Origin of the sequence: Mycolicibacterium agri (assembly GCF_002553505.1) — a bacterium.
In the GTDB taxonomy this organism is placed as follows: Bacteria; Actinomycetota; Actinomycetes; order Mycobacteriales; family Mycobacteriaceae; genus Mycobacterium; species Mycobacterium agri.
Map to the genome: position 1 here is coordinate 49,272 of NZ_PDCP01000025.1, position 19,304 is coordinate 68,575.

Below are 19,304 nucleotides of genomic sequence, written 5' to 3' on the forward strand. Positions count from 1 at the left end.
TTACGGGATGGGCTTGAACTCCAAGTGCAGTTCGGTGAGGCCGCGCATGATGAACGTCGGCTCGTAGTTGTACCGGCGGTCGTGCGCCGGACCGTGGTGTTCGTCGGAGATTGTCAGGTCGGTCATCCGGTCGAGGATCCGGTTCACCGAGATGCGGCCCTCGGTACGCGCCAGCGGCGCACCGGGACACGAGTGCACGCCGCGGATGAACGCGATGTGCTCGCGCACATTGCGCCGGTCGATGCGGAATGTGTCTGGATCCTCGAACTTTCGGGCGTCGCGGTTGCACGCGCCCGGCAGCAGCATGACGGTGGTTCCCGCGGGCACCTCGATGTCGCCGATGCGGGTCGACGTCCGCGCCATCCGGAAGTGCGCCTTCACCGGGCTTTCCATCCGCAGCGTCTCCTCGAGAAACACCGAAATGCGGCTGCGGTCCTCGCGCAGTTGCCGTTCGTACTCCGGGTTCTCGGCGATGATCCGCAACGCGGAGCTGACCAGTTTGGTGGTGGTTTCGGTGCCGGCGGCGAACAGGAACGTCGAGAGGTTCATGACGTCGACGATCTCGGGCGTCGAGCCGTCCTCGTATTTGGCCTCCGCCAATTCGGCCAGCACGTCCCCGCGCGGTGTGCGCCTGCGGTCTTCGATGTAGGCGTAGAACTTGTCGTTCAACCACTGCAGCGGGTTGTGCGACGTGGGCGCCTCATCGCCCAGTGCGCCAACGGTTTCCATCGCGAAGACGGCGCGGAACTCGTCGTGGTCTTCGGCAGGCACACCCAGCAGGTCGGCGATGACCAGCAGCGAGAACGGTTTCGCGTAGTCCTCGAGGAATTCGCAGCTGCCGTTGCCGATGAACTTGTCGATCTGCTGGTCGGCCAGCCGCCACATGAACTCTTCGTTCTCCTTGAGCCGCTTGGGCGTCAGCAGCTTGGCCAACAGGCCGCGGGTGCGGGTGTGCAGTGGCGGATCCTGCGACGTGATGTGTTCGGCCATCGGTACGTTCGCGCGGTGCTGCTCGATGAGCTCCGAGACGTCGTCGCTGGCGCCCGGGGTGATCGGCATTCCCGAGAACGGGCCCGCGACCGATACGCACGACGAGAACGCCGGGTTCTTGTATACCGACAGTGCCTCTTCGTGACCGGTCACCGCGAGCACGTTGAACGGCGTGGCGCCGGTGACGGGGCATTTCGCGCGCAGATGGTCGAAATACGGGTAGGGGTTGGGCACCAGGTTCTCGTCGGTGAAGAAATCGACGGTATCGAAGTCGGTCACGAAGCGCTCCTTTTATCAGCGCGAGCAGACGCTAGTGTCCGCAAAAGCCCAGGAGTCACCGGACTTTAGCGTCTGCTCGCGGGGAAACGGGGTCGAAGAGGATCGGGACGGAGGTCGGTGACCGGAACACCTGCCCGCGGATGTATGGGTCGTCGGCGGCGGGATCCATGCGCAGATTGGGCAGCCGGTCGAGCAACAAATTCATCGCCACCCGCATCTCCAGGCGCGCAAGGTGCATGCCGAGGCAGACGTGAACGCCGTGTCCCCAGCCGATATTGGGCTTGGCTTCCCGGAAGATGTTGAACTCATCGGGATCCGGATAGCGTTCCTCCTGCCGGTTGGCGGCACCCAGCACCGGCATCACCGACGACCCCGCGGGTATCGAAACCCCGCCGAGCTCGGTGTCGCGCGTCGCGACGCGCGTGATCATGCTCAGCGGCGGCTCCCAGCGCACCGCCTCCTCGATGGCCTGGGCGAGCAGCGACCGGTCTTTCCGCACCGCGCCCAGTTGGTCGGGGTTGGTCAAGAGCCCGAACAGCAGGTTGCCCAGCGCGCGATAGGTGGTCTCGACGCCCGCGGGCAGCAGCAGCCGCAGAAACGAATAAATCTCTTCGTCGGAGAGCTTTTCGCCGTCGATCTCCGCGGCAGCCAGCCCGCTGATCAGGTCGTCGCGCGGTTCGGCGCGCCTGGCCGCCAGGATCGGCGCGAAGTAGTCGGCCAGCGCCTGCGACGCTTCGCGGCCGCGCTCCGGGTTGACGGTGAACGACAGCAACGAGATCGACCAGCGCTGGAACTGCGCGTAATCCTCCTGCGGCAGCCCCAGCAGGCCCGCGATGATCAGCGTGGGATAGGGAAAGTTGAACTCCTTCACCAGGTCCGCGCTGCCCCGGCCCGCGAAGCGGTCGATCAGCGCGTTGCCGACCTTGCCCACCAACTCGTCCTCCCAGCGGGCCAACGCCTTCTGCGAGAACGCCTTCGCCACCAGCGACCGGTGCCGACCGTGCTCGGGTTCGTCCATGCCGAGCATCACATGCTTGCCGAAGACGTCGCCGAACGCCTGTATGATGATCTCCGACGAGAACGTCTCGTTGTCGCGCAGCATCTGCTGGGCGTTCTCGTAGCGGTACACCATCACGATGGGTTTGCCCTCTTGCCCCGGGATGCCGGGGATTTCGATCTTCTGCACCGGCTCTTCGCGACGCAGCCGGGCCAGTTCGGTGTAGGGGTCGCGCACATCGCCCGACACGAAGTCGTCGAACTCGCCGAAGTCCGCCAGGTCTTCAAATAGATGCAAAGCTGCTCCTCATCTCAGTTGGCTGGATAGGCGACGGACTTGACTTCGGTGTACTGGTCGAAACCGCAGACGCCGTTCTGCCGTCCGATGCCGCTGGCCTTGTAGCCGCCGAACGGCGTGTCGGCGCCGTATCCCGCGGTTCCGTTCACGCCGATGAATCCGGCGCGCAGCCGTTTGGCCACCGCCAGCGCGTGGTCGAGGGTGCCCGCCATCACGTTGCCCGCCAGGCCATACGGGCTGTCGTTGGCGATTCGCACGGCGTCGTCTTCGTCGTCGTAGGGGATCACCGCCAGCACCGGGCCGAAGATCTCTTCCTGCGCGATCGTCATCGAGTTGTCGACATCGGTGAAAAGCGTTGGTCTGACGTAGAATCCCTTGTCGAATCCGGTGGGCGCATCCGGGCCGCCGACCAGCGCGGCGGCGCCTTCCTCGACGCCTTTTCGGATGTAGCCGAGCACGCGTTGGCGTTGCTTGTCCGAGATGACCGGGCCGCACAGCGTCCCAGGATCCTGCGGGTCGCCCGGCATCACCCCTTCGTAGATGCCCTTGAGGATCTCGACGCCCTCGTCGTATCGGGAGCGTGGCAGCAGCATCCGCGTCGGATTGGCGCAGCCCTGGCCCGCGTGCATGCAGGGCGCGATGCCCATCAGACATCCCGTCGCGAAATCGGCGTCCTCCAAAACGATCGTGGCCGACTTGCCGCCGAGTTCGAGGAACAGGCGCTTCATGGTGGCCGAGCCCTTCTCCATGATCCGCTTGCCGACGACCGTCGATCCGGTGAACGAGATCAGGTCGACCTTCGGCGACAGCGTGAGTTCTTCGCCGACGAAGTGATCCGATGCGGTGACCACGTTGACGACACCGGGTGGGATGTCGGTGTTCTCGGCGATCAGCCTGCCCAGCCGGGTCGCGTTGAACGGCGTGTTCGGCGCCGGCTTCAGCACGACGGTGTTGCCGGTGGCCAGCGCCTGGCCGATCTTCTGGATGGTGACCTCGAACGGGAAGTTCCACGGCACGATCGCGCCGACGACGCCGACGGGTTCGCGCCACACCAGACGCGTGGTGTTGACGCCCGTGACCGAGACGAGCGCATCGCCCAGCGATGTCTCCCAAGGGTATTCGTCGATCAGCTCGGCCGGGTATCGCAGCGCGTCGGCCAACGGCGCGTCGAGTTGCGGACCGTGGGTGATCGCCCGCGGGCATCCGACTTCGAGGATGAGTTCCTCGCGCAGCTCCTCCCGTTCGGCCTCGAGCGCCTCCTGCAGTTGCAGCAGACATTTCTGTCGAAACGAGCGATTCGTGGACCAGTCCGTCTCATCGAACGCGCGGCGCGCCGCGTCGATGGCACGCTGCATGTCCTCCTTCGACGCATCAGCCACCTCGCCGATCGGTTCTTCGGTCGCGGGGTTGATGTTGACGAACGTGCCCGCCGAACCGTCGACGAGCTTGCCGTCGATCATCATCTTGGGTTCGAAACGGACGCTCGGCTTGTCAGTCATGCTTGTCGCTTTCGTCGGAGTGCGGGTCTGGAGGTCCCATCGTCGCGGCGGGTGTTGCGGCCAACGCGCCGAATCGCGGGATCCCCATCATCAACCGGGTCATGGTGTGCATCGCCCGGCCAGGAAGTATGTGGTTGGCGATCAACAGCATTCGCGCATCGAGCCCGACCGAGCGGCGTACGAACGGCTTTCGCGCGTCCAGCGCCTGCGCCAACCCGACGGCGAAGCGGCCCGGCGACTTGGCGACCTTCTTCATCGCCGCGCGGCCGCGCTTGTCCATGGTGCGGTGATGGCGGGCGTACGGGCCGTCGAGCACCCGGCTGTCGGTGGTGCCCGCGTCGGTGATGATCTCGGTGTCATAGGTGCCGGTGACCAGGATCGTCACGCCGATGCCGAACGGTGCCACCTCACCGGCCATCGCTTCGCCCCAACGCTCCAGCGCGCCCTTGACGGCCGAATAGGGCGCCGTCGACGGCATTCCCCGCACACCGCCTGCGCTGGAGATCAGTACGATCCGCCCCCGCCCGGCCGCCCGCATCGACGGCAGCAACGCCTTCGTCAAGGCCACCGGCCCGAAGACGTTGGTGGCGAACATCCGCTCCCACAGGCTGATCGGGGCTTCTTCAACCATGCCCGCCGCGGAGATGCCCGCGTTGTGCACCAACCCGTACGGGGCGCCGACGGCTTCCTCGATGGACTTAGCCGCTGCGGTGACCGACGCGGCATCGGTGAGGTCGAGCGCTACCCCGATCAGGCGGGGGTCGTCGGCGCCGGCGCCGGTGGCAGCGCGCAGCCGGGCCATGCCCGTGTCCACCGACCGCATGGCCGCAACGACCTGCCATCCGCGTTGGTAGAGATGGATGGCCGAGGCCAGCCCGAGGCCTCGTGAGGCGCCGGTGATGACGACGTTGCGTGTCTCAGCCATCGACACCTTCCGGTGCGCAGCGATCGCTCTTGGAGCCGAGCTCGACATCGGGGCGACCGTCGGGCTGTGCGCTCATCCACGTCGACCAGATGCCGACCGAATAGGGTCCGGGATGGCCGTTCTCTTCGTAGAAGCCCTGCGGGTCATAGACTTTAGCCTCCGGATACGGCCACGGGCAGGCCACCGACGTGGCGATCCTGGTCCACTTGAGGATCGCGAAGCCGGTGCCGTAGGCGAAGTACGCGAGGTTGACGATCACGAACATCACCACGAACATGCCCAGCGCGGGCCGGCTTGCGAAGATGCGCGCGCGCTGGGCCAGCTTCTCGGCCACGGTTCGGCCGGTGTCGTCGCGATACAGCAGCACGCCCGCCGGGATCATCACGAAGGTGACCATCACCGTTTCCCAGATGAACGGGAATTGGTATGTCTCGCCGACGAACACGGAGCCGAACGGGACGACTTGCGAGTAGATGTAGAAGCCGGTGCGCACCAGCGTCACCTCGAGCATCGCGTCGATGATGATGCCGCACGGCAGGATGATCAGCGCAAGGCTGATGAGCGGGTGACGCCACACGAACGAGTCGACGGGCCTGCGCGCCTGCAGTTTGCGCAGAATCCAGATCGCCGGGAAGTACGGGCCAAGGTAGAACATGATGTAGCCGATCACCAGAAACGGCTCGACCGTCGGCGACAGTGACACCAGCGGCCAATCCTCCGGCCAGTGCCACAGTTCCGGGTTGTACACGGCGAACGGTGACCAGTTCATGATCGGGTCCTGCCAGACGATCAGCGTCGTGACGATCCCCATCAACAGCACCGGATGGGCGCCGTGCCTGCGCCACGCGAAGACGTAGACGACGACGATGATCGACATCGAGATGATCGTGAAGATCTGAAACAGGTCCAGCCAGTGGTCGAACCCGAACAACGGCTCGACCGGTCGCGGCGCCCCCGTCACCTGGGGATTGCGGATGCGCGGCGACACCGCGCCTTTGCGCGCATTCACCGCGATGAGCGCCAGCAGAACCAGCGCGACGGCTATCCAGATCGCCCTGACCCACGAGCCCTTTTTGGTTTCGACCGTTGGGGTCTCGCCTGCGGGGACGGTCTGTTGGGTCGCCATGTCGGCCTACTCCTCACCGAATCGGTCGACGAGATGGGAGTTGACGCCGTCGGCGGCGAGCCTGCGCGCCACCAGATAGCCTGCGCCCATCCACGCGCGGCGCGTCCAGTTGCCGAACGACACCCTGGTGCCCGGTGCGCCTGCCGCGGCGGGCATCATCTTGACCCGTTCCAGTGCCTCCTTGACGCCGCGCGGGCTGAGCGGATGCGCGTCGGTGAACGCCCGCAACATGGCGTTGGCGACGTCGCAGTTGACCACCGGCACGCAGTACTGCGGGCGGCGGCCGTACTTGGCCTCGTACTTGTCCAGAAACGCCTGCCCGACAGGGTTTCCCTCGTCGTACTGGTCGACACCGGTCCACCCCATGAACGCGTTCCACATGATCGGGTTGATCCACGCGTTCTGGAAGGCGGTGCTGGTGAACCGCGGCGGATCCCAACCGGCCGATTCCAGAGCGGAGTTCAGAAAGACGATGCCGAAACCGAAGCCGCAGTGCACCAACGCGCTCGGCTTGGCCTCATGCATGGTCTGCACCGCAGCGGTGACGTCCTGCGCGGTCTGCGCGAGGGACTCCTCGGCGACGATCCGAATTCCCTTGCGCTTGCATGCGTTGCGGAAGTTCTTGACGTAGGTGTCGCCCACCAGCGACTGCTCGATCAGCACGCCGACCTCGGTGTGGCCGCCCTTGGCAAGCAGATCGGCCCAGAAGATCGGCTCGTCGGTCAGCGACCCCTGCGGGAACGAGAACGTCCACTCCCCCAGCCAGTCGTCGCTACCGGTGACGCTCAGGGCAGGCACCTTGAAGCGTTCTTCGATGGCCTCCCGGGTCGGGATGCAGTTGTCGGAGATGTGCGGCCCGAACACGACGAGACAGCCCTCATCGACCAGTTCGCCATACGCGTCGATGACCGCCTTCACTGACCCCTTCGGCAGCCCCTCCACCTCCCGGTAGACGATCTCGATGGGCCGGTCGATGACGCCGTTCTCCAGCGCCTCGCCGAACACCAACTCGAAGGGATTGGACAGGTCCTCCCGCATCTCCCGGGGGTAGAGATCGGGCAGCTTGAAGTCCATCAGGTAGCCGATTTTGATTGGCTCAGCAGAGCTTTCGTACGACATGCGGCTATCTCCTACGGCGGTGCGTCAGTCGGCGGTCGAATCGGGCATGTACACGTCGATCATTTCGGCCAGGCCGCGTGTGACAGTCGAGTCGTCGGTGAGGGGCCCTGCGATGGCGGCGCGGGCGGCCTCGCGCGCACTGAGCCCCTCCGCGATCAGCTGGCCCGCCGCGATCAGTACCCGGGTCGACGCCACTTCGCGCAGCCCGCCGGTCTCCAACCGCCGGATGGCTTGGCCCAGTCGAACGAGTTCGGCGGCGCGTTCGTGATCGATGCGCGCCTCGTTGACGAGGATCTTCTCCTCGACATCCGGTGTGGGAAAACCGAAGTCGATCGCCACCATGCGTTGGCGCGTCGAATCTTTGAGGTCTTTGAGCACGCTCTGGTAGCCCGGGTTGTACGACACCACCAGGCCGAACCCCGGCGCCGCGTCGAGCGTTATGCCGAGCCGCTCGATCGGCAACTGGCGCCGATGGTCGGCCAGCGGGTGCAGCACCACGGTGGTGTCCTGCCGCGCCTCGACGACCTCGTCGAGATAGCAGATCGCGCCGTCGCGCACGGCCCGCGTCAACGGTCCATCGACCCATTCGGTTTCGCCGCCGTGCAGCAGGAACCGCCCGACGAGATCGGCGGTGGTCAGGTCGTCATGGCAGGCGACGGTGATCAGCGGACGGTCCAGATCGTGCGCCATCGCCTCGACGAACCGCGTCTTGCCACATCCTGTCGGACCCTTCAGCACGATCGACAGGTTTTGCCGGTAGGCCGCCTTGAACACCTGCTCCTCGTTGCCCACTGGCACGTAATAGGGGCGGGGCGGCTTCACCGACATGACGTCCTCTCTGAAGACTCCGCGTTCTCAAGCACCCTAGCGCGGAACAGATGTTTGGTTCAAGATCCGGTTTGTCAGGCGACGCGCCGCCGCAGGTCCGCGGTGCGCAATGCGGCGCGAAACAGCGGCCCGATCACGTCGGCGAGCTGTTTGGGCTTGGGAATTGACGCGTGCGCTGCGCTGCCGAACACCCTGCGCAGTTCGCCCGATTCGGTGGCGGCGCCGATCGTCAGACACAGACAACCGATGCCCTGGCGGCGCGCTTCACCGAGTGCGCGATGCGCGTCGGCGGCCCCGTAGAACCGCTCGTAGCCATGGTCGTAGGCCAGTCCGTCCGACAGCACCACGAGCAGCCGACGCTTCGTACCGGCCTTTTCGGTAATCACCGAAGTGCCATGGCGAATCGCCGCGCCGAGACGCGAGTACGCACCGGGGGTGAGGCTGCCGAGCCGCCGCATCACCAGCGCGTCCAGGTTGTCGTCGAAGCGCTTGATGGGCAGCATGTGCACCGCTGAGCGGCCCTGCGACTGATAGGCGTACAGCGCCACACGATCGCCGAGGTCGTGCAGCGCGACGATCAAAGCGGCCGCCGCCGCGCGTTGTTGCTCATGCACGGTCTGCCCGAAAGTGCCTGCCTCGGAGGACGATCCGGACACATCGAGCAGAACGAGCACCGCCAGATCGCGCCGGCGACGCAGGTTGTCAAGGTAAACGGCCTCATCGGGGGTCGACCCCGCCATCATCTCCACCCGCGCCTCCACCGCGGCGTCGACGTCGATGTCGTCCCCCTGGGTCTGGCGATGGCAGCGGTCCAGCCCGATACCAAGCCGGGTCAGCGGCCGCCGCAACGCGTGCACGTCGGGGCGTGGCATCGAACGACGCTCGGTGACAGGCGAATCCAATTCGTGGACGGTGCACCAGTCCGGCCGGTATCGCTTTCGATGGGAATCCCACTCGGGATACTTCCTGCCTTCGCCGCCGCCGTCATCGGCGTTGTCGACCTCCGAAGGAGCGGCCGACGTCGACGTGACCATGCCTGCACCGCGGATGCCCTTGCTCGTTCGGTGCGTGGGGGTATCGGCGCCGGGAGACCCACCGCCACTGAGCTGCCGGACCCTGCTCATCATGCGCTGCAACAGCTTTCCCGCCGCGCCGCCGCCTCCGACGGGATTGGAGAACGGGTCCATGACATCGGAGCCGTCGTCGTCGGCGTCGTCGAGTTCCGACAGTTCTTTCGGCGACTTGCGTCTGGGGTCGTGCGCGCCCGCCACGTCGGCGGCCTTCGATTGTGCGTATGTCGCCAGCAGGTTGCGCGGTTTGATCACGCCGAAGCCGACCGGTGGATCGGCGATCTTCCTGTCGCGCGCCAAGGCCAGCGAGGCGGCCGGGGTCTGTGAGCGGATCGCGACGTTGAAGTCGATCAACGGCCGGAGGGCTTGCGGCAGCAGATCCTCGTTGGCCGCCAACGCCCGATGCCCTTCGATGGCCAGGTACTTCCTCGCCAGGCTGGGACGCCGCTGCAGCTTGCGCACCACGTCCGGCGCGAGGCTTCCCGCGGCCAAGAGCGACGCCTGTACCGCCGCGGCCTGCAGCTGCCTGCCGGGCGTCTCCGAGGGGTCGACGAAGATCGTGATGCCGTCGGTCCACGGTGGTTCGCCGGGAACGCCCGCTGTCACCGCGACGGTACGGCCGGCCAGCGCCGACGCCACCAGTCCAAGCCTGCGCGGGCCGTCCTCGTCGTCGTCCTCCGGAGTGCCTGTCGCCACGCCACCTCGCTCGTTGACCAAATATCTGTTCCACCGTAATGTCCGCATCCGACGCCAGTCAACGAAACTGAAAGGCTTGCTCGTGATCGACTTCGACGGCCAGGTCGCGGTCGTCACCGGCGGCGGGCGCGGGCTGGGCCGGCTCTACGCCCTCGAGTTGGCACGCCGCGGCGCCAAGGTGGTCGTCAACGATCTCGGCGGCTCCATGCACGGGGAAGGGGCCGACGCGTCGGTCGCCGACAGTGTGGTCGAGGAGATCACGGCATTAGATGGAACGGCCGTGGCGTCGCACGACTCCGTCGACAGACCCGAAGGCGGAAACGCGATCGTGCATACGGCCGTGACACGTTTCGGCCGGCTCGACGCGGTGATCAGCAACGCCGGGATCTTCGACAGCGTCGCATTCGACGAGCTTTCGCCACAGCAGTGGCGCCGCATGATCGCCGTGCATCTCGACGGCGGGTTCTACCTCGCCCAGCCCGCCTACAAGGTGATGAAAGCGCAGAATTACGGGCGGTTCGTGTTCATTTCGTCGTCGGCGGGCATGTTCGGCCAGCATCTGGAGGCCCACTACGCCGCAGCCAAGGCCGGGCTCGTCGGTCTCACCAACGTGATCGCGTTGGAGGGGCAACCGCACGGGATCCTTGCCAACGCCGTGCTGCCGACCGGCTTTTCGCGGATGGTCAGTGAAACGGTCGGTGATTCGAAGGCGCTTCAGGAGACCGGGTTCCTGGACGTGATCAAACCCGAGTTGGTGGTCCCGATGGTGGTCTATCTGGCGAGCCGGCAGTGCCAGGTCAGCCACCAGAACTATTCGGCCATCGGCGGGCGGTTCGCGCGGGTGTTCATCGGCTTGGCGCAGGGCTGGCCGGCGCCGCCCGGCTCGCACCCGACCGCCGACGACGTCGCCGCCCACTTCGCCGAAGTGTCTGCGACAGAGCCGTTCACCGTGCCTGGGGCGATCTACGACGAGGTCTTCGGGATCTACGAGCGATTGGGCCTTTAGTCCCACACCACCCTGAGATGCGGCGGAGAGCGGAAGAACATGCCGGAGATGTAGGGCTCGGGTGCGTCGGGGTCGAGCCGAAGCCCGAGTAGCCGGTCGAACAGCGTGTTGAAGATGATGGTGCTCTCCAGCCGCGCCAGATGCATCCCGAGGCAGACGTGCGCACCGTGCCCGAAACCGATGTGCGGCTTGCGTTCCCGAAAGATGTCGAATCGCTCGGGTAGGGTCCACCGCGACTCGTCGTGATTGGCGCTGCCGAGATTCACCGACATCGTCGAGCCCGCCGGGATCGACACGCCGTAGAACTCGATGTCGCGCGTGGTCTCGCGCATGAAGTTGAGCAGCGGGGTCTCCCAGCGGATGCCCTCTTCGATCGCCTGCGGTAGCAGGTCGCGGTCGGCGATGACCGCCGCCAGCTGGTCGGGATGTGTCAGCAGCCCGAACGCCAGGCTCGCCGTCGACCGCGATGTGGTTTCTGCGCCAGCGGGCAACAGGTTTCGCATGAACCCGTAGATCTGCTCGTCGGACATCTTCACGCCGTCGATGTCGGCCTCGGCCAGCACGCTGACTATGTCGTCGCGCGGGCTGCGTCGCCGGTCGGCCAGGATCCCGACGAAGTACTCCTTCAGCTGGGCCGAGGCCCGCAGCGCGCTGTCCATGTCGGAGTGGAAGCCGAGCAGGTCGATGGCCAGGCGGTGGAACTCTCCGATGTCGGTCTCCGGCAGGCCGATGAGCGCCGCGATGACGCGCACCGGTATCGGCATGAAGACCTCCTCGACCAGGTCTGCGCTCTTGTTCTCGCGCAACCGCTCCACGGTGCGCTCGACGAGGGGGCGCACCAGTTCGGCCTCCCAACGTCGCATCGAGGGCCTGGCGAAGGCGAACTCGTGCAGCCTGCGATACACCTGATGCTCCGGCTCCTGCATCTCGAGGATCGTCGGGCCCTGCAGGGGTCGCACGATCGCCTCGTAGCACTTGGTGCTGAACGTGCTGTTGTCGGTGAACACCGCCTTCACCGCGTCGAAGCTGTACGCGGTGAAGATCTGTTGACCGTCCGGGGGATTCTCGACAATCCCCATCTCTTTCCAGCCCGGGTGTACCGGAGCTTGTGCCCTCAGTTCGGCGAGCATCGGGTACGGCGACGCGTCGCCGTCGGCCCCCATCCCCGCGTCGAACTTCGCCTGCGCATCCTTGACACCCTGCGACAACTGCTCGCTCATCGCGCCCCTACTTCTCCACCAGCCGGCATGCCACCCGAGTTGGGTCGTTGACCAAAAATCTGTTCCGCATTATGGTCGCCGCAAAGGGGGCGACACAAGGAGCGGCCGTGGATCCCGGACCAAGCCCATGAGCGGCCCATGAGTGCCGCCGACGCAGCCCGTTCTACCGGCACTTTCCCTTCCCCGGACTACAAAGCCGCGACCCCGACTTCTGGTAGCGTTGACGAAACATTGGGTCGGTCAGGCAAACCCGTGACGGGAGTCAAGCGCCGTGGAGGTGTTGTGGGGCGTCCACAGGTGACGCCGAAGAATGCCGGGAACGCCTACGACGATGGGTCACGGCGAACCGAAATTCTGCAAACCGCGGCGTCTCTCATCGCGAGTTCGGGCCTACGCACATCGCTTCAGGAGATTGCTGACGCTGCAGGGATTCTGCCGGGCAGCCTGTATCACCACTTCGAATCCAAGGAAGCGATCCTCGTCGAGTTGCTGCGGCGCTACCACGCCGATCTCGACCGCATCGCCGAGCAAGCGCTCAGCAGTCTCGACGATCCCTCGTCGCGGTCCGCCTTCGACCGGATCGTCGACCTGTGTTCGGCAATCGCGCAATGCGCGGTGATGCACAGGGCCGCGCTGCAGATGACGTTCTACGAAGGGCCCGGCTCCAGCAGGGAACTCACTGCCCTGGCCCGGCAGCGGCCGACGGCGATCCTGGAGGCGATGCTACAGACGCTGCGCGCCGCCCGCTGGAGCGGCTACCTCAAGCCGGACGTCGACCTGCCGATCCTCGCCGACCGCATGGTTCAGGTGATGTTGCAGGTCGGGCTAGACGTCATCCGGCACAACGCCGGCGCGGACAAGCTCGCCGAGTTGCTCTGCCGAATCCTGCTCGAAGGCCTCGCCAGTGTGCCGCCGACCGATGACGAACTCGACAGGTCATCAGCGTTTCTGGCGGCCGACGCCGTGATCGCGGCGTGGGCGGAGGAACGCGCCGCCGAACCCGACGACAAGGCCGCATACATACGTGCCGTCGCGCGCGCGGAATTCGGCCGCAGGGGCTACGAGGTCACCACGATCCGCGACATCGCGTCGGCGGCACAGCTCGGGACGGGAACGGTGTATCGGCTGATCGGCTCCAAGGACCAGCTGCTGGCGTCGATCATGCAGTCGTTCGGCGAGAAGGTCGCCGAGGGTTGGACCGCGGTGTTGCGCTCGGACGCCTCGCCGATCGCCAAACTGGACGCGCTGAGCTGGGTCAACACGAATGTCCTCCACCGGTTCGGCGACGAGTTCCGCATTCAGCTCGCCTGGATGCGGCAGTCTCCCCCGGACACCCCGAACCCCGGCTGGTTATTCGCCAAGCGGGTGCGGCAGATGAAAACCCTTCTCGCCGAAGGGATCCGCAGCGGCGAGATCGTCATCGACAGCCCGTCGAACGAGATGTTGGCGCGATCCGTCATCGGTGTCGGGTGGATACCCGAGAACATCCTGCACGAGCTCGGCACCCGGCGCTCGCTGATCCATCTGCGCGACACGGCGCTGCGCGGGGTCGCGACTAGCCGAGCGTGACGGGTAGCTTGGCCCAGCCCCGCACGCTGGCGGCCTCGGCGGCTATTATCCGCAGTCGCGAGACGGAATCCGCGCAGAGGAATTCCGAGTGAGGGCCTGCGAGGATTCCGTTTCGCGGGGAAACTAAGGACTAGTTCAGTCGAATGCATGGCGCGGCAACGTATTCGGCAGGTCCAGCGAACTGAGTAGTCCCGCGGGCGCGTCGACGACATATGGGATCGCATTGACGACGCGCATGGCGGTGGCGGCCATCGCGGCCCGACCGGCGCCATGTCCCTCCGCGTCGCCGAGGTTCATCGCGCAGTGGATGTCGGGGTCGCCGTCGATGTCGACGCGGTAGGTGGCGTCGAACTCCGAGGCCGGCCAATCGGGTGCGACGTCGCGGGCCATCCGGATGATGTGTTCGATCACGATGGCGTCGCGGCCGTTGACGACACCTGCGGCCCTCGTCAGCACCGCACCGCAGGTTCCGGCCTTGATGGTGCCGAACGCCACTTCGATGTCGCGGTCGGTCAACCGCCGGTCGAACGCGCCGCGGACCTCCTCGACTTCCACGCCGAGTCCGTCGGCCATCAGGTAGATCGGTGCCTTCCAAGCCATCTCGATGAATCCGGGGGTCTTCAGCATCGGCTCGAAGGCGAGCGGATGGCCGAACCCCATGCCGTTCATCATGATGTCGGCCACCGGATAGTGGTCGTTGAGTGCGATCTCGGTGGCCTTGATGCAGCGGATCTTCTTCGACTGCGTGGCCAGAAGCAGTGCCAGCTGATCCGAACCGAACCCGGGGAAGATGCCCGACGCGTAGAACGAGGCGTCGCCCGACTTGGCCGCCGCTTCGAGCTGGTCGCGCCAGTCGGGCGAGTAGTACGCCGGCGGGTACACCAGCGACGTCGAAGTCGTTGACACGACGTTGATTCCGGCTTCCAGCAGCCGAAGGTAGTCGGGCACCGCGCCCGCGTCGCGTTCCGGCCCGCTGGCGGCATACACGGCGCAGTCGGGCCGAAGACCGATCAACTCGTCGGCGTCGTCGGTGGCGATGACCCCGATCGGTTCGTGCCCGGAGAGCTCACCGGCGTCGCGGCCGACCTTGTCCGGCGAGTGCACCCACACCCCGACGAGTTCGAGGTCGGACCGTCGGTGCACGGCGTCGATGGCGATCGAGCCGACACCACCGGTCGACCAGACCACGACGCGCTTTGTATCCGCGTGCATCATTCCTCCTTCGCTGAGCCTGCGCGGGCCGCGGCTTCGACGGCGCGTTCCAAGTACGGCCACGCCACCTCCGGCGCCAGCCCGCCGCATAATGGCGCCAGCGGCAATGCTTTTCCGCTACGCATGTAGTCGGCCGCCTGCTCGACGGTGAAGACCCGGCAGGGGCTGTCGGGCGCGCGCAACCCGGCGACGTCGGTGGCGCGCGAGATGCTGGCCACGTCCATGTCGCCGTGCCGGTAGGACGCGGCCGTGACCGCGTCGTGCAGCAGATGCGGCCCGAGCTCGCGCCACGCCTTGTCCACGTCGCCGTCCGCGTTGCCGGCGACGAACACCGCAGTCGGCGCGCACTCGTCGGGCAGCTGAACGAAGCCGGGCTGATGTCCTGCCGCGCGGCATTCGCGCTCGTAGCGCTCTTTCAAACCGCCGCTGTTGGTTTGCAGAACGATGCCCAACCCGTGCCTGGCCGCCCGTTCGACCGCCGCCGCGCTTCCGCCTGCGAGCATGATGAACGGCCCGCCCGGCGTCGTGCAGGCCGGGGTGACCTGGATGCGGCGGCCGTCGTGGCACACCGGTTCACCCGCGAGCAGACGTCTTAGCAGAGTCAGCTTTTCTTCGGCCAGCCGTCCGCGCCGCCGCATATCGACACCGAAGTGCTCGTATTCCTCCCTGCGGTGCCCGATGCCGAACGCGTAGGACACCCGTCCGTTGCTGATGATGTCGAGCACGCTCATGTCCTCGGCCAGCCGGACGGGGTCGCAGAACGGCAGCACCACCGCGGCCAGCATGATCGGCAACCGCTGGGTGCGGGCGGCGATCGCCGAGGCCAGCATCAGCGGCGACGGTAGGTGGCCGTCCTCGGTGCCGTGATGTTCCGACAGCACGGCCACGATCGCCCCGCGGCTCTCGGCCCATGCGCACATGTCGATCGCGGCGGCGTACAGCTCGCTGGTCGGCGCGCCGAACGACGGCGCCCGCATGTCGAACCGGATCGTGAACACTGCCGCGGACTATAACCTAATATTTGTTCAGGCTGCACCTGTGCGGCCATTGCGCCACCCGCCGGTCTGCTCAGCTCGGTCGACCTGCCGCTGACCATTCCGCAGGGCGCGTTCGCATCGTCGTGAGGATCACCCGACCGGGGTGAGCGTGAACGGCATCCGGATGTTGAGCGGCCTGTTGATTCCACACGCTCCGCTGGGACCCAACGTGGTGTCCCAGCCCTTGTACGGAATCGGGTCGGGGTAGCCGTGCCAGAACGTGAACGTCTGCTCCCCCGGATGTGCGGTGCCGTCCGGACACGGCTCCCAATTGTCGACAGTGCGACGCACTCGCCAGGTGCCGCTCCGGTAAACCATGTCGGCGCTCCAGCCTTGATCGCTGACCACCCGCCCAGTGCAGTCTTGATACGTGGTGCACGTCGAGGTGATCGTCCAGGTCTGGGTGACGCTGGCCTCCTCGTGTAACGAGTCTTTCGTCTTGGCCCACACGCCGTCCGAAAACGCCGTATACGTGCCGTTGAGGGCGACGCCGTCATTGGGGTCCGCGTGAGCAGGCGCGACACATGACAGCACCGCCAGGGTGAGCACACCGATGATCAACCGTGCCAACATCATTGGTCTGCCCTATAGACGAGATCCTGCCACGACCGGGCCGGATCGACGAGGTCGCTCTGCCGATACACCTGTCCATCGGGGGTGGCGTAGCGACCGGTCTGCGGATCGTAATGAGCGACGGCCACAGTCGTGCCTGGCTCGGAATCGTTGGCGGCGAACGAACTCGGCGTCGCTGCCACTTCACCGCCGGTGTCCAACGGCGGGAACACCTCGCCGGGCTGTGGCGGTGGCGGCGCGTCACCAGGTGGCGGCGACTCGCCCGCTTGTGGCGCGTCAGCAGGCGCAGGCGCCTCCGGTGGCGGTGGTGGGCCTTCCGGCGGCAGTGGCAGAGGCGGCGCGCCTGGCGGCGGTCCCTGCGGCGGGGTGCCCGACGGGACCGCTCCCGGCGGCAGCGGCGTTCCTTCGGTCGGGGTGTAGAGACGCTCGTTGCCCTCGGCGCGCGAGTCCGGCGGAATGCCCTGCGCGACCAGGTTGGGGTCGAACGGATACGGTCCGGTGATGTGCTGGCGCATCGCCAGCGGCGTGTACGGCTTGTCGCTGTAGCACTCCTGCACCGTCGGGGCACGCTTACCCGGCACACCCATGCACGGCGAGTTGCGCGCACCGCGCACCACGATCGGCGCATCCTGAGGCAGCTTGCAGTACAAGCCATCCGGTGTGTCGACCGTCGTCGTATCGGCGGGCGACCGCCACTGTGACGGCGGCAGGAAGCCGACCGTGCACGGCGGGCCATCACCGATCTCGACGCGGAAGTCGCCCAACGGGATTCCGGTCGGGTTGTTCTCCGGTGCCGATGACAGCACGTTGGCGACGAACGGCGGCAGCAACACCAGGACCTGCTCGAGTGACGGGTGATAGGTCACGCCCACCTGGCCGAATGTGGTGAGGTTCGCCAGCAGGATCGGCAGCGTCGGCTTGATCTGATCGAAGAGTCGCGACACTTCGTCAGCCGCTGGCGGGCCTTCCTGGAGCAGCGTACGAACCTCCGGGTCGTTGGTGACCACCTGTCCGGTGATCCCCGCCAGGCTGCTGGCCCATGTGCGCAGCGAATCCGCAGTCGTCGCTTGCGCATCGAGCAGCGGTCCGGAGTCCTCGATCAGCGTTGAGGACCGATCGCCCACCCGGTTGAGGTCGGCCGATATCTGCGCTGACGAGTCGAACAGCGAGCCCAGGTCGAAGCCGGACCCGTTGAACGCCTTGAACGATTCGTCGAGCAGGCCACTGAGGTCGTCCTTGGGGATGCTGTTGATCAGGGTGCTGACCTGGTCGAGCATCGGGCCGACAGCTTGCGGGATCTTGGTGCGCCACATCGGAATCACCGAACCGTCCTGCAGGTAGGGTGGCGCGTCCGTGCGCGGCAAGAGCTCGACGTACTGTTCGCCGACCGCGGAGATGCTGCGCACCTCGGCCTGCAGGTCGGCGGGAATCTTGGGCGAAGTGGCCAGACTCAGAGTCGCGGTGGCCATGGTCCGCGACACGTCCATCTTCGTCACCTTGCCGACCTGGACTCCGCGATAGGTGACATTCGAAAACCGGTACAGCCCACCGGATGCCGGCAGTTCAAGCGTGACGGTGATCCGCCCGATGCCGAGTAGCGTCGGCACCTGCATGTAGGTGAACACCATGACGAGCACGCCGACGATCGAGGCGATCGTGAAGATCGCGAGCTGGATGCGGACGAACCGGGTCAGCATCAGCCACCGCCTCCCGGCTCCCACGGCGCGGGGTCGGCGTTCGGTATCGGTCCGAACGGCGGCGTTGTGCCAACGGTGAGCGGGTGCTTCGTGTAGTACGCGTCATACCCGGGATCGCCGGGGGCGGGGATCATCGAGGCACGGTCCTGTCCGATCCGCGTGCCGAGGAACAGACCTCTCTTCAGCCGTGAAAGCGTCAGATCGACGGTGACCCAGAGGTTCACGTAATCACCGCGGACGCCTCGGTCGATCAGGTTCTGAGTCAGCGGGAACGTCGGTAGGTAGGCCAGGGCCGTGTCGATCTCGGGCCCCACGTCGGCAAGCGCCTTGAGCGTCGGCTCCAGGTTCTGCAGGTTCGTGACGAGGTCGGCCTGGGTGTCGTTGATCAACCCGGTGGCGGTGTCGCTCAGCGTGCCGAGTTTGGTCAGCGCGGTGGTGAAATGGGGTCGCTGGCGCACCAGCACGTCCAGTGCGGGCGGGATCTTGTTCAGCGCGCGGGTGATCACTTCCTGCTGGCCGCCGAGTGTCGAGGCGAAGCGGTTCAGTTCATCGATGGTCGCGACGATGTTGTCGCGCTGTTGATACAGCGTGCCCACCAGGGTGTCGAGCCGGGTAATCAGGTCGCGAACGGTGTGCTGGCGTCCGTTGAGCGCGGTGTTGAAATTGTGCACGATGTCGCCGATCTGGCCGAGTCCGCCGCCGTTGACCACGGCCGCCAGCGACGACAACGTCTGCTCGGTGGACGGATAGGTCGACGAGCTGTTCAGCCCGATGGTCGAGCCGGGCCGCAGCCGACCGGTCGGCTTCTCCCCGGGCGGCGGGTCGAGCGCGACATGCATCGAACCGAGCAGGCTGGTCTGGCCGACCGCGGCCACTGCGTTCGCGGGCACTATCGCGTCGGGTTTGAGGGACAGATCGAGGTCGATGTGCCAACCGTGCAGCCGCATCCTGCCGACGCTGCCGACGACGACATCGTCGATCATCACCGGCGAATTCGATTCCAGCGTACCGATATTCGCAAGCTCGACGTGGTAGACGGCCGCGTCAGGGCCCCGGCCCACCGCACCCGGCAGCGGCAGCGAGTTCACGCCTTGGAAAGCGCAGCCCGTCACGGCCAGCATGACGCTGCATCCGATCGCCACCAGGCGACGCACGCTCGCGGAT

Annotated in this window: 16 protein-coding genes; 2 read left to right on the forward strand and 14 right to left on the reverse strand. The window is 66.2% G+C overall.

All coding sequences use genetic code 11. The annotated features are described in order from the left end of the window. From CQY20_RS15520 to CQY20_RS15555, 8 genes are all read right to left on the reverse strand, one after another. A complete protein-coding gene (locus CQY20_RS15520) occupies positions 1-1,269 on the reverse strand; it encodes a cytochrome P450 (RefSeq protein ID WP_097940974.1) in 1,269 nt (422 codons plus the stop codon). A gap of 55 nt (positions 1,270-1,324) precedes the next feature. After that, positions 1,325-2,563 carry a cytochrome P450 gene (locus CQY20_RS15525; protein ID WP_097940975.1) on the reverse strand — a complete coding sequence of 413 codons (1,239 nt, stop codon included), beginning with the start codon at positions 2,561-2,563 and terminating at the stop codon, positions 1,325-1,327. A gap of 14 nt (positions 2,564-2,577) precedes the next feature. Beyond that, the gene (locus CQY20_RS15530) at positions 2,578-4,062 is read right to left on the reverse strand and encodes an aldehyde dehydrogenase family protein (RefSeq protein WP_097940976.1); all 1,485 of its coding nucleotides are present in this window, start codon (positions 4,060-4,062) and stop codon (positions 2,578-2,580) included. Next, on the reverse strand, positions 4,055-4,987 hold the full coding sequence (locus CQY20_RS15535; RefSeq protein WP_097940977.1) for an SDR family oxidoreductase: 933 nt from the start codon (positions 4,985-4,987) through the stop codon (positions 4,055-4,057). Before CQY20_RS15535 ends, CQY20_RS15530 begins: the two co-directional genes overlap by 8 nt. Continuing rightward, positions 4,980-6,113, reverse strand: coding sequence for a spirocyclase AveC family protein (locus tag CQY20_RS15540; RefSeq protein WP_097940978.1), 1,134 nt, complete (start codon positions 6,111-6,113; stop codon positions 4,980-4,982). Before CQY20_RS15540 ends, CQY20_RS15535 begins: the two co-directional genes overlap by 8 nt. 6 nt (positions 6,114-6,119) lie before the next feature. Continuing rightward, the gene (locus CQY20_RS15545; RefSeq protein ID WP_097940979.1) at positions 6,120-7,232 is read right to left on the reverse strand and encodes an ABC transporter substrate-binding protein; all 1,113 of its coding nucleotides are present in this window, start codon (positions 7,230-7,232) and stop codon (positions 6,120-6,122) included. Between the two features lie 24 nt (positions 7,233-7,256). Continuing rightward, the gene (locus CQY20_RS15550; RefSeq protein WP_097940980.1) at positions 7,257-8,060 is read right to left on the reverse strand and encodes a CbbQ/NirQ/NorQ/GpvN family protein; all 804 of its coding nucleotides are present in this window, start codon (positions 8,058-8,060) and stop codon (positions 7,257-7,259) included. Between the two features lie 74 nt (positions 8,061-8,134). Continuing rightward, positions 8,135-9,874, reverse strand: coding sequence for a nitric oxide reductase activation protein NorD (locus tag CQY20_RS15555; protein ID WP_174814796.1), 1,740 nt, complete (start codon positions 9,872-9,874; stop codon positions 8,135-8,137). Positions 9,875-9,908: 34 nt separating this feature from the next. Here CQY20_RS15555 and CQY20_RS15560 point away from each other — a divergent pair, with 34 nt between their 5' ends. Further along, positions 9,909-10,832, forward strand: a complete 924-nt coding sequence (locus CQY20_RS15560) for an SDR family NAD(P)-dependent oxidoreductase (protein ID WP_097940981.1) — start codon at positions 9,909-9,911, stop codon at positions 10,830-10,832. Here the strand turns inward: CQY20_RS15560 and CQY20_RS15565 are convergent. Further along, positions 10,829-12,052: a cytochrome P450 gene (locus CQY20_RS15565; RefSeq protein ID WP_097940982.1), complete on the reverse strand. Its 1,224-nt coding sequence runs from the start codon at positions 12,050-12,052 to the stop codon at positions 10,829-10,831. The genes CQY20_RS15560 and CQY20_RS15565 overlap by 4 nt on opposite strands. Before the next feature lie 282 nt (positions 12,053-12,334). Here CQY20_RS15565 and CQY20_RS15570 point away from each other — a divergent pair, with 282 nt between their 5' ends. Continuing rightward, positions 12,335-13,621 carry a TetR/AcrR family transcriptional regulator gene (locus CQY20_RS15570; RefSeq protein ID WP_097940983.1) on the forward strand — a complete coding sequence of 429 codons (1,287 nt, stop codon included), beginning with the start codon at positions 12,335-12,337 and terminating at the stop codon, positions 13,619-13,621. Between the two features lie 135 nt (positions 13,622-13,756). On the opposite strand, the gene CQY20_RS15575 is transcribed toward CQY20_RS15570, so the two are convergent. The 5 genes from CQY20_RS15575 to CQY20_RS15595 form a co-directional block, all read right to left on the reverse strand. Then, complete coding sequence (locus CQY20_RS15575; protein ID WP_097941002.1) at positions 13,757-14,833, reverse strand: NAD(P)H-dependent amine dehydrogenase family protein; 1,077 nt, start codon at positions 14,831-14,833, stop codon at positions 13,757-13,759. Further along, complete coding sequence (locus CQY20_RS15580; RefSeq protein WP_097940984.1) at positions 14,833-15,831, reverse strand: LLM class flavin-dependent oxidoreductase; 999 nt, start codon at positions 15,829-15,831, stop codon at positions 14,833-14,835. Before CQY20_RS15580 ends, CQY20_RS15575 begins: the two co-directional genes overlap by 1 nt. Positions 15,832-15,960: 129 nt before the next feature. Beyond that, positions 15,961-16,446, reverse strand: coding sequence for an Rv2253/PknI dimerization domain-containing protein (locus CQY20_RS15585; RefSeq protein ID WP_308494495.1), 486 nt, complete (start codon positions 16,444-16,446; stop codon positions 15,961-15,963). Then, a complete protein-coding gene (locus CQY20_RS15590; RefSeq protein ID WP_097941004.1) occupies positions 16,443-18,140 on the reverse strand; it encodes an MCE family protein in 1,698 nt (565 codons plus the stop codon). The genes CQY20_RS15585 and CQY20_RS15590 overlap by 4 nt, the downstream gene beginning before the upstream one ends. Next, positions 18,140-19,261, reverse strand: a complete 1,122-nt coding sequence (locus tag CQY20_RS15595; protein WP_097941005.1) for an MCE family protein — start codon at positions 19,259-19,261, stop codon at positions 18,140-18,142. The genes CQY20_RS15590 and CQY20_RS15595 overlap by 1 nt, the downstream gene beginning before the upstream one ends. Between the last annotated feature and the right edge of the window lie 43 nt (positions 19,262-19,304).